The following is a 13,638-nucleotide window of genomic DNA, read 5'->3' on the forward strand; positions in this document are numbered from 1 at the left end:
CCGGTCGACGGGGACCGGAAACCGGTGTGGCACCGGTTGTATCCCGAGCCACCCTAACGATTGAAGTCACGGTTGCGCAACAAAATGGAAGAGTCAGGTTTAACTTCCTCGCACGTCCAGAGGCCCTCGGGAGAGCGTTCGTCGGGGTGTTTCGGTGCGTTCGGGACTCTCGTCACCGTCGGCGACCAGGGTCGTCGGGATGAGGACGATCGCTCGCACGCCGCCGTAGTCGGATTTGCCCAGCCGCACCGAGATGCCGTGACGGGTGGCCAGCATGGCGATGACGAACAGACCGAGATGCGCGTCGCTCGACAGCGCGGCCAGTCCGAAACTCGGCGGGTCGGCCAGCATCGCGTTGCGCTCGTCGAATTCGGCGTCCGACATGCCGAGCCCCTGGTCGGTGATCTCGAGGACGACGCCCTTACCCGCCGATTGCCCCGACACGCTCACCCTCGTCTCGGCCGGTGAAAAGGCGGTCGCGTTGTCGGTGAGTTCGGCGATGAGGTGGAGTGGATGAGGTCGGCGACCGCGCCGCCGATGATGCGGATATCGGGTACCCGCCCGGTATGGATCCGGGGGTAGTCCAGACTCTCCGCGACCGCGCCGCGCACCACGTCGATGAGGGGGACCGGGGTGCGCCAGCGACGGCCCGGCTGCTCGCCGCCGAGGATGATGAGATTCTCGGCGTTGCGGCGGGCGCGGGTGGCGAGATGGTCGAGCTGGAACAGGGTGCCGAGTTTGCCCGGATCTTCCTCGTCGTTCTCGGCGCGGTCGAGCAGCGTGAGTTGGCGGTGCACCATGACCTGGCTGCGACGAGCGATATCGAGGAAGACGGCCTTGACACCCGCGCGCGTCTTGGATTCGGCGACAACCGCCGCGACGGCCGCGCTGTGCGCGCGATTGAACGCGTCGGCGACATGGCCGATCTCGTCGTCGCCGAAATCCAGCGGCGTGATGACGGCCTCCCTGCCGATATCGCGACCGTCGTTGAGCCAGCGAATGGTTTCGGGCAACCGCTCCTCGGCGAGTGCGAGGGTCTCCTGACGCAGTCGGCGCATCCGGCCGATCAGGCGGTTGGCCAGGAACAACGCGGCGAGGAAGACCAGCACGGTAATGGCGAGAATCGCCGCACCGCCGTAGGCCGATCTTTCCGCGCGGTTCTCACCGGCAGTCGTCGCGTCGGCCTGGCTGTCGCGGCACAGATCGACCCACAACCGGGCCAGCGCCGCGCTCACCGAAGTGGCGGCCGCCTGCCATCCGACTGCGGATTCGTCGTCGGGCATCTCCTCGGAATCCACGACGCCCCCTCGTAGCATCGCGTCTTCCATCGCGACGATCCGGTGACGATCCGTTCCCTCGGTGATGGCCTCGAACTGTTCCGCGCGGGGACCGGAGACAGCGGAAGCCGCCGTGGCCAACTGGGCGCGTGAATCACCCACGTAGCGCGTCAGATCCGCGAGTTGCGCGCCGGTGAGCCGGTCGGTGACTCGCGCGACCGCGCCCACGGCGGCCGCGCGTGAGATCGATTCGCTCGCGCGCAGCAGGAGCATGGCCTGGTACAAGCCTGTCGCGGCCCCGGCGTCCGGGGCGACCTCGGCGGCGAGCAGCGTCGCGGCGACGATGGTGTCGATGACCGTCGAATAGGCGGTGAACACCTGATCGGCGGGCACGGCGCGCGCGTCGACTCCCGAGCGCAGCGCGGGAAGCTGACTGTAGAGCTGGTTGTAGCCGTCGATATCGGTCGACAGGTCCGGCCGCAGTGCCGAGGCCGCGTCCCCCTGTGCCTGCACCGCCGCCAAGGCGGTATCGGAGTTCTTCCTCGCGACCGTGAGTGTGCCGGTGGCGAGCCGGCTCCCGGCCAGGTGCAGCATCGACGCACCGCGTTCGACCTGGAACGCCTCGACCATCTGACGCGCCGGATCGGTTGTCGCGCTAGCGAGTTCGGCCCATTGCCCCGCTTTGCGTCCGTCCTTGATCAGGTAGACGGTCGCACCGGTGCCGATGCCGAGCAGGGCCAGACTCGGAATGAGGACGATCGCGAGCAGCCGGGTCCGTACACCGACGGTGCCGCGCGAACGCCCGCCCTCGGAACCCGTCGCTGTGTCACCACGAACGGAGTTGATACCTGACACCGATGTTCGATCCCCGCCTCTGAGGAATGCCCGTCCACATAGCTGTGAACGTCGAGCTGGTAGCCGGCTGTGCGACCGGCTGTGTGGGAAGTCACTCTATCCACAGAAGTATCAGTTCACCAATAGAATTCGACACGTCGAGACGTCGAGAGAGCGAACCTCTCATCCGAGGCGTGGGAGCGCAACGCTGTTCTCGATCCTTGAGAATAGTGATTCAATTGGCTCGGCCGCAACGATGCGTTGGTCGATGTCCTCGCCTCGCCCGCGCTCACGGATGTTCGTATTCGGAGCAGCCGATAGACGGTGGGCCGCGAACGAAGGAATCGGTGTCCGCGCTGCCGACCCACATCGAGGACCGTCGCGGAATCAAGCAGAGATTCATGTCAACTACTCGTCCGTGGGCGAACAGCGTCAGCTGTCCGCCTGACGGGGCCTGGCGGTGACGGAGAAGAACTCTTTCGCGCACCTCAGTCGAGACAGAACTCGTTACCCTCGATATCCCGCATCACCAGGCACGACTCGTTGTATCCATCCGCCCGCAGAAGCCGCACTCGTTGCGCGCCCAGCGCGATCAGCCGTGCGCACTCACCTTCCAGCGCGGCGAGACGTTCTTCACCCACGAGCCCGGTACCGACCCGCACATCGAGATGCACCCGATTCTTGACGACCTTCCCTTCGGGGACCCGCTGGAAGTGCAGTCGCGGCCCCACACCCGAGGGATCGACGCACGCGAACCCTGAACCCCGACGTTCGGGCGGGAGCGACCCTTGGAAATCGTCCCAGGTGGCAAACCCTTTCGGTGGCGGCGGCACGACATACCCCAACACCTCACACCGGAATCGAGCGACGCGTTCGGGCTCCGCGCAGTCGAAGGTGACTTGGACCTGCTTGACCGATGCCATCCCTCGACCATATGCACGCGTGCTGTTCCGAGCCGTGATCGCCGACGAACTCGCAACGCCCTACCGGATTGACCGATCCCGCGGTCCCGCAAAGGTATCCGTCGCTCTCGCGGCAGCGCCGTTCGGGTTTCGAGGCGGCGATTTTCGAGGCGGCGATCGGGATCGGCAACCGAGGACCGGCATCAGAGGCCGAGATCGTTTCGTCGGCGTTGATGCCATCGAGCGGCGGCGCGACGCGGCTGAAACAAACGTCGAATCATGGAGAAATGGTTCAGGTCGGAGAGAAAATCTCTCCGACCTGAACTTTTGTAGCGGGGACAGGATTTGAACCTGCGACCTCTGGGTTATGAGCCCAGCGAGCTACCGAGCTGCTCCACCCCGCGTTGGGTAAGACCAACCCTACACGCGGGGTAGTGGAGCACCTAATCGGCAGGTCAGGCGAACTTTATGCCCTGCGCGAGAGGTAGTTCGGCGGAGTAGTTGACTGTGTTGGTAGCGCGGCGCATATAGGCCTTCCACGAGTCCGAACCGGATTCGCGTCCGCCGCCGGTCTGCTTCTCGCCGCCGAACGCGCCGCCGATCTCCGCGCCGGAGGTGCCGATATTGACGTTGGCGATGCCGCAGTCCGAACCGTCGGCGGCCAGGAACCTTTCGGCCTCGCGCTGGTCGGTGGTGAAGATCGAGGACGAAAGTCCTTGCGGCACCGCGTTGTGCAGGGCGATGGCGTGCTCGAGTTCGTTATAGGTGAGTACGTAGAGGATCGGGGCGAAGGTCTCCTCGCGCACCACCGCGGTCTGGGCGGGCATGCGCACGAGGGCCGGGCGCACGTAATGCCCGTTGTCGCCGAAGACCTCGACGCGCTCACCGCCGCATACCAATTCGCCTTCGTCGCCGAGTGCGCGTTCCAACGCGATCCGCATGTTGTCGTGGGCCGCCCGGTCGATCAGCGGTCCGACAAGCACGCCGTCGTCGAGCGGGTTGCCGACGCGCAGTTGCCGATACGCGCGCTCGATCAGCGCCGTCAACGGTCCGGCGACGTCGGCGTGCACGATCAGTCTCCGCAACGTGGTGCATCGCTGGCCCGCGGTGCCCGCAGCCGCGAAAACGATCGCGCGGGCCGCCAATTCGAGGTCGGCGGAGGGCGTGACGATCGCCGCGTTGTTGCCACCGAGTTCGAGCAGGCATCGGCCGAAGCGTTGCGCGACGCGTGGCGCGACGATCCGGCCCATGCGCACCGAGCCGGTGGCACTGACCAGGGCGACGCGCTCGTCGTCGACCAGCCGTGCGCCGATCCGGGAATCGCCCTGGATCAGCTGGTGCACTTCGGGATCGATGCCGACGTCGACGGCCGCGCGACGCAACAGGGTGTGGCAGGCCAGCGCCGTCAGCGGTGTCGTCTCCGACGGTTTCCACACCACCGTGTCACCGCACACCAGCGCCAGGGCCGTATTCCACGCCCACACCGCGACGGGGAAGTTGAAGGCCGAGATCACGCCAACCACACCCAGCGGGTGCCAGGTCTCCATGAGTCGATGCCCCGGCCGCTCCGACGGCATGGTCCGGCCGTAGAGCTGACGCGACAGACCGATGGCGAATTCGCAGATGTCGATCATCTCCTGGACCTCGCCGACCGCCTCCGCGCCGATCTTGCCCGCCTCCAGCGTGACCAGCTCGCCGAGTTCGGTCTTGTGCGCGGTCAGTAGTTCGGCCAGCCTGCGCACCACGGCGGCGCGGCTGGGCGCGGGTACCGTGCGCCAGGCGTCGAACGCCGTCGCGGCGCGGGTGATCGCGGCGTGGGCCTGTTCCTCGGTGTCGGCCCGGATCGTCAGCAGTTGCCCGCCGGTGATGGGCGTGCGAACCGTGAGGTCGCCGGGAGCCGGGATCTCGGCGCCGAACCCGCGCAGTAGCACGCGCGTCCGTTCGGCGAGTTCGGGGGTGAGCTGATCGCTGAGTGTCTGTGTCATCGCTTGCTCCGCTGCGCCTTTGGTGCTGCCATGTTGCCGGATGTGAACGAGTCGACGTTTCCGCCACGAGTAGCGTTCGCTGGGTTAGCCTTCCGTGATGGCGGATACACCGGCAAGACCCGTACTCGATGACATAGATCGCCTCTTGATTCGTGAACTGATGGCCGATGGTCGAGCCACCCTGTCGAACCTGGCCGAAAAGGCGAGCTTATCGGTGTCGGCCGTGCAATCGAGGGTGCGCAGGCTGGAGGCTCGCGGAGTGATTCGCGGCTATACCGCGCACGTCGATCCAGAGGCTCTCGGGCAACTGCTGTCCGCATTCGTCGCGATCACTCCTCTCGATCCGTCGCAACCCGACGACGCCCCCGCGGTGCTTCAGCACGTCCCCGGAATCGAGGCGTGCCACTCGGTAGCGGGTGACGAAAGTTACGTGTTGCTGGTGCGGGTGGCCTCGCCCCGGCACCTCGAGCAGTTGCTCCAGGAGATCAGGGCGACCGCCAATGTCAGGACTCGAAGTACCATCATTCTGCAGACATTCTACGATAAGTAGCCGTTGACGCTAATTTATCCGCCTTCCTGTAGAGAAAGCGTAAATATTCTCGTACCCTACCGGTGTGACCATCGAAATGGAGCGCACCCGGACGGGCGGTGACACGACCCCGGTCACCCCCGCGACACGCGTACACGAGATCCTGTCGGCCCATATCCTCGCCGACGGATTCGACCTGGTGCTCGACCTACGGAAGTCCAGGGGCTGCCTGCTCGTCGACGAACGAGACGGCAGTACCTACCTGGACATGTTCGGCTTCTTCGCGTCCAACGCGTTGGGCATGAACCATCCGGCACTGGCCGAGGACGGCGAATTCCGCGAAGCCCTCACCACGGCGGCGCTGAACAAGCCGAGCAACTCCGACGTCTACACCGTCGAGATGGCCCGCTTCGTCGACACGTTCGCGCGTGTTCTCGGCGATCCGCGGCTACCGCATCTGTTCTTCATCGACGGCGGCTCGCTCGCCGTGGAGAACGCGCTCAAAATCGCGTTCGACTGGAAGAGCAGACATAACGAAGCCAACGGCCGACCGGCCGAACTCGGCACCAAGGTGGCCCACCTGACCGGCGCCTTCCATGGCCGCTCCGGCTACACCATGTCGCTGACCAATACCGATCCCGTCAAAACCGCGCGCTTCCCGAAATTCGACTGGCCCCGCATCGAGACCCCGTATCTGGCCGACGACCGCGATATCGAGGCAGCCGAGGCGACCGCGCTCGCGCAGCTCGGCCGCGCCTTCGCCGAAAACCCGCACGACATAGCGTGTTTCATCGCCGAACCGATCCAGGGCGAAGGCGGGGACCGGCACATGCGCCCGGAATTCCTGCTGGCCGCGCAGCGGTTGTGCCACGACAACGATGCCCTGTTCATCGTCGACGAGGTGCAGACCGGGGTCGGCATGACCGGAACCACCTGGGCCTACCAGCAGCTGGGGCTCGAACCCGACGTGGTCGCCTTCGGCAAGAAGACCCAGGTCTGCGGTGTGATGGCGGGCGGACGCGTCGACGAGGTGCCCGACAACGTGTTCGCGGTCAGCTCCCGGCTCAACTCGACCTGGGGCGGCAACCTCACCGATATGGTCCGCACCCGCCGCATCCTCGAGGTGATGGAACGTGATCACCTCGTCGACGGCGTCGCGCCGCTCGGCGCGCACCTGCTGGAACGGCTGGAGAAGTTGGCCGCGGCGCATCCACGCGTCACCGAGCCCAGGGGCCGCGGACTGATGTGCGCGATCACCCTGCCGTCGGCCCGGCTGCGCGACGAACTGCTGACCGCGCTCCGGGAACGCGAGCACATCATGATCCTCGGAACGGGGGAGCGCGGTATTCGCTTCCGGCCGCCGCTCACCGTCACCGTCGAGGAACTGGACGCCGCCGTCGACGCCATCGAACGGGTGCTCGCGACGGTCGACTGAGGCCGTCGCGACCGCTCGCGGAGGGTGCGCTGGTGGACGATGCCGTGGATCCCGGTGCTCAGACCGGTCGAAGGCCGAGCGCGCCTTCGACGAAACGCCGCACCGTGGTCAGGCCGTCCTCCAGCGCCGGTTCGTACCCTGCGCGCGCCCATCCGGTGATCCGCGCCGACCCGTCCGCCGCCGGGGTGGCGCCGACCTCGGCGACCATCTCGGCCGTCGTCGGCTCGCACACCGCCCAGGAGTAGTGGGTCTCGTTGTCCCACTGGGCCGTTCGCGTGGCGATGTAATCCGGATCGGTGACGCCGCCCGTCGCGAGGGCCGGGCGGTCGTCGATCCGGTCGTCGGCGCGCATCGCCCGCAGGTACCAGCTGCCCGCGTTGATCTCGATGGGTTCCATCAGCCTCTCCCGGCGCCGATACGCACCCGCGGTTTCTCGTCCACGAGGCAAGGCTAGCGCGGCCCCCGACAGCGCGACCGAGGCGACGTCGGGCAGGTCACACGGTTCGCGCTGTTCGCCGGGCCCGGGCGGGGCTAGGCTCCAAGTGGGGCCGGGGAGTGCGGCGGCAATGCCGTGAACTGGTCTTTCGTTGGCGCGCTCGGACATTCGCGAGCCGGATCGGCTCCAGCGGCGCACGTCAACGGTGACTGGGAGGTTCGCGATGGGCGACGCTCGGTTCGGTCGCTACCGGCTGCAACGGCTGCTCGGCAAGGGCGGAATGGGCCAGATCTGGCTCGCGCTCGATCCGGAAGGGCGACGGGTCGCGCTGAAACTGCTGCCGCCGGAACTCGCCGCCGACGCGAGCTACCGCATCCGCTTCGAGCGGGAAGCCGAACTCGCGGCGGCTCTGCGTGATCCGCACCTGGTGTCGATCCATCGGCACGGCGAGGTCGACGGTCGGCTGTTCATCGATATGGAATACATCGAGGGCACCGATCTGGAGGCCAGGCTGGCCGCGGGCGGACCGATGACCGCGCCCGACGCCGTCGACATCCTGGCCCAGGTGGCCGCGGCGCTGGATACCGCGCACCGGGCCGGACTCGTCCACCGGGACGTGAAACCGTCCAACATTCTCGTGCGACCGGACGGATTCACCTATCTGATCGACTTCGGCATCGCCCAGCGGGCGGGGCAGACGGGCGTCACCGCGGCCGGATTCGCCATCGGCACCTGCGCGTACATGGCTCCCGAACGCTTCAACGGCAGGGCCGACGCCCGCACCGACGTCTACTCGCTGGCCTGCGTGCTCTACGAATGCCTGACCGGGCAGCGCCCCTACGGCGACGCCGACCCGGCCCAGCAGATGCACGCGCACCTCATGATCGCCCCACCCCGCGCGTCGACCGTCGACCCGACGATCACACCGGCACTCGACGCCGTCATCGCCCGCGCGATGTCGAAGGAACCGGCGGACCGCCATCCCAGCGCGGGCGAATTCGCCCGCGCCGCACGGGCCGCGATCGGCCGGTCCCCCGGACCGGACGGTGAATCCGGCGTGGCGGGTGTCCCTCGCTCGTCCGCGCGCGAGGACAGGAACCCACCGCCGAGCGACGTCCCGTCGCCCGGGTCCACGTCGGCGGGAGCACCGCCGGGAATCCCCGCGGACGATCCCGGCCGGGTCCCGCCGCCGACCAAGCTCATCACCGAGGCGCCGACCCCGACGCGGGTGGACCCACGCCCGCAGCCGCCCGTGCGCGCCGATCCCACACCGGCGCAGCGGTATCCGGTGAACGAGACACCGGGGCCCGAGCCGACGAAGGTGATGCCCGCGCTGGGACCGACGCCGACCAGGGTGGAGACCCGCCTCGATCCGCCCGCCGGTGCCGCGCTCGCCGCGAGCTATCGGCCCGTTCCTGTGGTGTACCAACCGAATCCGTATTTCCGCCCGCCGGTCCGGCCCGCCCCGCCGGTGCCGCGGCCGTACACGCGTCGACCTCCTGCGGCCAAGAGTCAGTGGGGTGCGGTGCGGTGGCCGTCACGGGGACCGGTACCGGTGGCCCCGCCACGGCGTCCGGCACCGCCCCGCCGGGTGCCGAAGCGGCGGCGCGGTGGGGTGCTGAGGAAGGTGATCGGCGCGCTGGTCGTGATCTTCCTGGCCCCCTTCGCCTTCGCGGCTGGGTGTTTCGCGCTCATCGCCGGGGGGAGTTCGGGTGGCTCGGACAGCGCGCGTCCGCCCGCCGTCGCCGACGAGATTCCGGGATCGGGTTCGGGTGATTCCGGCCCCGCACCGGCGGGCGCGGCGGTCCGGGACGGCAAATTCGAGTTCGCGGTGACCGGCATCGAATCAGGCGTCGACCGCGTCGGACTGCGATCCCCGCAGGGCACCTACCTCATCGTCACCCTCGCGGTGCGCAATATCTCCGACGAGACGAAATGGTTCCTGCCGTTCGGGCAGAAACTGGTCGACAGTCGGTCCCGTGCCCTCGACCACGACACCACCGCTACCGCATGGCAAACCCTCGGACACGGCCAGGGCTACTCGTTCGAACTGGCTCCCGGCGCGTCCGGCACCACCCAATTGGTCTTCGACATCCCCTCGGACGCGACCCCGAACCACCTCGAACTCCACGACTTCATCCTGTCCGACGGAGTCTCGGTCTTCCTCCGGTGACCGTCCGCGCGGCAGGCCCGTAGACCTGTCGACTCACGCGGCGGCGACGATGGCGCGGAGGGTGGCGTGGGTCGCGCGCCGACCGATTTCGATGGCCGTCGTGAGCAGGTCGGTATCGCGGCAGGCGCTGTCGATATCGGGAGAGCCGGCGGGGGGATGGATCTGGAGGGCGGCAGTGGTCAGTGCCGCGGTGAAGCGGTCCTCGGCGCCCTGCTGACCGGTGCGGGCCAACCACGCCCGGTACGCGCCGGGAGCGCGCAGTCGCAGGTAGCCGCCGCCGACGATCTGGTGCAGGCGGGAGGCGGGCGGTCGGTGTTCGTCGAGGCGTCGGGTCCGCAGGATCAGCGAATGGGTCGCGCCGTCGCGGACCGCGAGACGGATCGGCACCGACTCGGCGAGACCGCCGTCGAAATACAGCGACGAGCCGAGTGCGACAGGCGGTCCGGCCAGAATCGGCAGACCGGCCGAGGCGCGCAAGGCGGTTTGCAAGGTGGCCTGGTCCACGATGTGCGGATGCAGGTCCACCGCCAGTCCGGTGCGGATATCGGTGGCGACCGGGTGGAAGGTGGTGGGGTTGGCGAGGATCGCCGGGAAGTCCATCGGCTCGATACCCTCGTACACCTGGTGCACCAGCCAGCGCAGATCGAAAGCGGGACGCCCGCGCAACATCCTGGCCGGATACACGGTGCCGCGCATGATGTCGGGATCGGTCCACGTCCGCATCCCGGGCACGACCCGGCCGGACAGGAACCACGCGCCGTTCAACGCCCCCGCCGACGTGCCGTACACGGCGTCGAAAACCCCTGAGGAGAGCCCGAGTTCCTCCAGCGCCTGCACCATGCCGCCCGCGTACACCCCCCGGCTGCCGCCACCTTCGATGACGAGCACCAAGCGGTGTCCGTCCGCCCGGCTCGCCGTATCCCGGCGGGCGCGGATCACCTCCGCCACGGTGGGCCCGATCGACGAACTGCTCACCGGCTCACGATACGACAGCGACGCGAGCACCGCGCAGCGCCCGTCTCGTGGACCAGGGAAACGCGAAAGCGGGCGTGGACTTGGAAGTCCACGCCCACTTTCGCTGTGACCTACGGCCTACTTGATCTCGGCCAGCACCGTGCCCTGGGTGATGGCGGCGCCCGCCTCCACCGACAGTCCGGTGACCACGCCCGCCTTGTGCGCGTTGACCGGGTTCTCCATCTTCATGGCCTCGAGCACCACGATGAGATCGCCCGCCTCGACGGACTGACCCTCTTCGACGGCGACCTTGACCACGGTGCCCTGCATCGGCGCGGTGACCGAGTCGCCGGAGGCGGCGGCACCGCCCGCGCCACCGCGCTTACGCGGCTTGGGCTTCTTACGGATGACACCGGTGCCGTTGCTGCCCGCACCGCCACCGACGGAGAAGCTGCCCGGCAGCGAGACCTCGACGCGACGGCCGCTGACCTCGACCACGACCTTCTGCCGCGGCAGATCGTCGTCCTCGTCTTCGGTCACGCCGGACGGGGTGTAGGGCTCGACCGAGTTGACCCACTCGTTTTCGATCCACTTGGTGTAGACGTCGAACTTCTCGCCGTCACCGATGAACGCCGGATCCTCGACGATCGCCCGGTGGAACGGGATGACGGTGGCCAGACCCTCGACCTCGAACTCGGCGAGCGCGCGCCGGGCCCGCTCGAGCGCCTGGGTGCGGTTCTCGCCGGTGACGATCAGCTTGGCCAGCATCGAGTCGAACTGTCCGCCGATGACGCTGCCCTGCACCACACCGGAATCGACGCGCACGCCGGGGCCGGTGGGCTCGCGGTACACCGAGACCGGGCCGGGGGCGGGCAGGAAGCCGCGGCCCGCGTCCTCGCCGTTGATGCGGAATTCGAACGAGTGTCCGCGCGGGGTCGGGTCCTCGGTGATGGACAGCTCGTGACCCTCGGCGATCCGGAACTGCTGACGCACCAGGTCGATGCCCGCGGTCTCCTCGGTGACCGGGTGCTCGACCTGGAGGCGGGTGTTCACCTCGAGGAATGACACGGTGTCGCCCTGCACGAGGTATTCCACGGTGCCGGCGCCGTAGTAACCGGCCTCCTTGCAGATGGCCTTGGCCGAGGCGTGGATGCGCGCGCGCTGATCGTCGGTGAGGAACGGCGCGGGCGCCTCCTCGACCAGTTTCTGGAACCGGCGTTGCAGCGAGCAGTCACGGGTGCCCGCGACCACGACATTGCCGTGCTGGTCGGCGATGACCTGGGCCTCGACGTGGCGGGCCTTGTCCAGGTACTGCTCGACGAAGCATTCGCCGCGGCCGAAGGCGGCGACCGCCTCGCGGGTGGCCGATTCGAAGAGTTCGGGGATCTCCGCGATGGTGTGGGCGACCTTCATGCCGCGCCCGCCACCGCCGAAGGCGGCCTTGATCGCGACCGGAACGCCGTACTCTTCGGCGAACGCGACGACCTCGTCGGCGTTCTTGACCGGGTCCTTGGTGCCCGCCGCCATCGGGGCCTCGGCCCGCTCGGCGATATGACGGGCGGTGACCTTGTCGCCGAGGTCGCGAATCGACTGCGGGGAGGGGCCGATCCAGATCAGCCCGGCGTCGATGACGGCCTGGGCGAAATCGGCGTTCTCGGAGAGGAATCCGTAGCCGGGATGGATGGCGTCCGCGCCGGATTTGGCGGCGGCGTCGAGGATCTTGTCGAAGACGAGGTACGACTCGGCCGAGGTCTGACCGCCCAAGGCGAACGCCTCATCGGCGAGCTTGACGAAGGGGGCTTCGGCGTCCGGTTCCGCGTAGACCGCGACACTGCCGAGTCCGGCATCCTTGGCCGCCCGGATCACGCGCACGGCGATCTCGCCTCTGTTAGCTACGAGTACCTTCGTGATCCGCGCGCTGGCATGGCTGGGCACTGAGCCTCCTGGTTTGCAATCTTCTGGTCGCTTCGCGGGGGTGGGTTGCTGCGCAGGCTCCATTTCCCGTGGTCGACAATTAACGTCTCGGGCGAGTGTAGGCAGTCTGTCAACAGACGCGGAACCCGGATGTACCTACTGGGCAGTAGGTCGTGGATCACAGTGCTGTTTCCGATGTGAGATACGCCCTGGTCCGGCCGGTTTCGGTGTTAACGCTGTCGGCTGCGTCGCGCGGGGGTGACCGGCGCCTCGCCCGGCTGCTCGCCGGTGGCGATCGGTAATCGTACCGAGTTGCCCCATTCGGCCCAGGAGCCGTCGTAATTGCGGACCGTCTCGTAGCCGAGCAGATAGGTGAGCACGAACCAGCTGTGGCTCGACCGTTCGCCGACGCGGCTGTAGACGACGACGTCGTCGCGGCCGTCGAGCGGCTCGTAGATCTCGTCCAGTTCCGCGCGGGAACGGAACCGGCTGTGCGTGGTCGTCGACCGCGTCCACGGGATGTTGACCGCGGTCGGGATATGCCCGCCGCGCAGCGCCGCCTCCCCGGGCTCGGGGTCGGCCTCGCCCGAGTACTCGCCCGGCGAGCGCACGTCGACGATCGGCTTGCCCAGGTGGAGCAGCACGTCGTCGCGGAAGGCGCGGGCCGAGGTGTCGTCGCGGCGCACCGTCGGATACTCGGCGCGGGCGGGATAGGCGGGTTCGAAGGTGGTGTCGCGTTCCTCGGAGATCCATTTCTCGCGTCCGCCGTCGAGCAGCCGCACATCCTGGTGACCGAACAGCGTGAACAGCCACAATGTGTGCGCCGCCTGCGCGTTGTTGCGGTCTCCGTAGATGACCACGGTATCCTCGCGCTCGATTCCCTTCGCGCGCATCAGCTCGGTGAATCGGGAGCCGTCGATATAGTCACGGGCGACCGGATCGCTCAGGTCGCCCCGCCAGTCGATCTTGACCGCACCGGGAACGTGGCCGATGTCATACAGAAGGATGTCTTCGTTGGACTCGATGATCTTGAGTCCCGGCGTGCCTATGTTTGCCGACAGCCACTCTGTGGTTACTAGTCGGTGTGGGTGTGCGTAGGAACCGAATGCGGGATGTGGGTCCGGAGCAACGGGCACGATGTTGAGTCCTTCACGCGAGGTAGACGGGCGGTGACAGCGGTTCGGGTAGCAGGGCGATGG

General features: G+C 67.8%; 12 protein-coding genes and 1 tRNA gene. 4 read left to right on the forward strand and 9 right to left on the reverse strand.

Annotated features, from left to right (window positions below; all coding sequences use genetic code 11):
• Positions 1–99 precede the first annotated feature (99 nt).
• The 3 genes from OG225_RS40025 to OG225_RS40035 form a co-directional block, all read right to left on the reverse strand.
• Positions 100–501 carry an ATP-binding protein gene (locus OG225_RS40025; RefSeq protein WP_405183514.1) on the reverse strand — a complete coding sequence of 134 codons (402 nt, stop codon included), beginning with the start codon at positions 499–501 and terminating at the stop codon, positions 100–102.
• Positions 447–2,132, reverse strand: coding sequence for a nitrate- and nitrite sensing domain-containing protein (locus tag OG225_RS40030; RefSeq protein WP_405179794.1), 1,686 nt, complete (start codon positions 2,130–2,132; stop codon positions 447–449). The genes OG225_RS40025 and OG225_RS40030 overlap by 55 nt, the downstream gene beginning before the upstream one ends.
• Before the next feature lie 467 nt (positions 2,133–2,599).
• Positions 2,600–3,034 (reverse strand): VOC family protein, encoded by a 435-nt coding sequence (locus tag OG225_RS40035; protein ID WP_405179795.1) that lies wholly within the window; start codon positions 3,032–3,034, stop codon positions 2,600–2,602.
• Positions 3,035–3,102: 68 nt separating this feature from the next.
• Here OG225_RS40035 and OG225_RS40040 point away from each other — a divergent pair, with 68 nt between their 5' ends.
• Positions 3,103–3,336, forward strand: coding sequence for a hypothetical protein (locus OG225_RS40040; RefSeq protein WP_405179796.1), 234 nt, complete (start codon positions 3,103–3,105; stop codon positions 3,334–3,336).
• A 7-nt stretch (positions 3,337–3,343) separates the two neighbouring features.
• Here OG225_RS40040 and OG225_RS40045 read toward each other — a convergent pair.
• A tRNA-Met gene (locus tag OG225_RS40045) sits at positions 3,344–3,417 on the reverse strand.
• A 51-nt stretch (positions 3,418–3,468) separates the two neighbouring features.
• Positions 3,469–4,998 carry an aldehyde dehydrogenase family protein gene (locus OG225_RS40050; protein WP_405179797.1) on the reverse strand — a complete coding sequence of 510 codons (1,530 nt, stop codon included), beginning with the start codon at positions 4,996–4,998 and terminating at the stop codon, positions 3,469–3,471.
• A gap of 97 nt (positions 4,999–5,095) precedes the next feature.
• Between OG225_RS40050 and OG225_RS40055 the strand changes: the two genes are divergently transcribed.
• Together OG225_RS40055 and lat are read left to right on the forward strand one after the other, a co-directional pair.
• Complete coding sequence (locus OG225_RS40055; RefSeq protein ID WP_109529255.1) at positions 5,096–5,548, forward strand: Lrp/AsnC family transcriptional regulator; 453 nt, start codon at positions 5,096–5,098, stop codon at positions 5,546–5,548.
• A 76-nt stretch (positions 5,549–5,624) separates the two neighbouring features.
• Complete coding sequence (gene lat / locus OG225_RS40060) at positions 5,625–6,962, forward strand: L-lysine 6-transaminase (RefSeq protein ID WP_405183515.1); 1,338 nt, start codon at positions 5,625–5,627, stop codon at positions 6,960–6,962.
• A 58-nt stretch (positions 6,963–7,020) separates the two neighbouring features.
• On the opposite strand, the gene OG225_RS40065 is transcribed toward lat, so the two are convergent.
• Positions 7,021–7,359, reverse strand: a complete 339-nt coding sequence (locus tag OG225_RS40065) for a hypothetical protein (protein ID WP_405179798.1) — start codon at positions 7,357–7,359, stop codon at positions 7,021–7,023.
• Between the two features lie 262 nt (positions 7,360–7,621).
• On the opposite strand from OG225_RS40065, the gene OG225_RS40070 reads away from it, so the two are divergent.
• Positions 7,622–9,571 (forward strand): protein kinase domain-containing protein, encoded by a 1,950-nt coding sequence (locus OG225_RS40070; protein ID WP_405179799.1) that lies wholly within the window; start codon positions 7,622–7,624, stop codon positions 9,569–9,571.
• Between the two features lie 33 nt (positions 9,572–9,604).
• On the opposite strand, the gene OG225_RS40075 is transcribed toward OG225_RS40070, so the two are convergent.
• The 3 genes from OG225_RS40075 to OG225_RS40085 all read right to left on the reverse strand — a co-directional run bounded on the left by OG225_RS40075 (position 9,605) and on the right by OG225_RS40085 (position 13,575).
• On the reverse strand, positions 9,605–10,546 hold the full coding sequence (locus tag OG225_RS40075; RefSeq protein WP_405179800.1) for a patatin family protein: 942 nt from the start codon (positions 10,544–10,546) through the stop codon (positions 9,605–9,607).
• A gap of 117 nt (positions 10,547–10,663) precedes the next feature.
• Positions 10,664–12,460, reverse strand: a complete 1,797-nt coding sequence (locus tag OG225_RS40080) for an acetyl/propionyl/methylcrotonyl-CoA carboxylase subunit alpha (RefSeq protein WP_405179801.1) — start codon at positions 12,458–12,460, stop codon at positions 10,664–10,666.
• A gap of 209 nt (positions 12,461–12,669) precedes the next feature.
• Positions 12,670–13,575, reverse strand: a complete 906-nt coding sequence (locus OG225_RS40085) for a sulfurtransferase (protein WP_405179802.1) — start codon at positions 13,573–13,575, stop codon at positions 12,670–12,672.
• Between the last annotated feature and the right edge of the window lie 63 nt (positions 13,576–13,638).

Source organism: Nocardia sp. NBC_01377, assembly GCF_045040005.1.
GTDB classification, from domain to species: Bacteria; Actinomycetota; Actinomycetes; order Mycobacteriales; family Mycobacteriaceae; genus Nocardia; species Nocardia noduli.

Bases quoted from the DNA above. Each gene is read 5' to 3' on its own strand.
- OG225_RS40055 (WP_109529255.1), top strand. From the start codon at position 5,096: ATGGCGGATACACCGGCAAGACCCGTACTCGATGACATAGATCGCCTC.
- lat (WP_405183515.1), top strand. From the start codon at position 5,625: ATGGAGCGCACCCGGACGGGCGGTGACACGACCCCGGTCACCCCCGCG.
- OG225_RS40065 (WP_405179798.1), bottom strand. From the start codon at position 7,359: ATGGAACCCATCGAGATCAACGCGGGCAGCTGGTACCTGCGGGCGATG.
- OG225_RS40050 (WP_405179797.1), bottom strand. From the start codon at position 4,998: ATGACACAGACACTCAGCGATCAGCTCACCCCCGAACTCGCCGAACGG.
- OG225_RS40070 (WP_405179799.1), top strand. From the start codon at position 7,622: ATGGGCGACGCTCGGTTCGGTCGCTACCGGCTGCAACGGCTGCTCGGC.
- OG225_RS40035 (WP_405179795.1), bottom strand. From the start codon at position 3,034: ATGGCATCGGTCAAGCAGGTCCAAGTCACCTTCGACTGCGCGGAGCCC.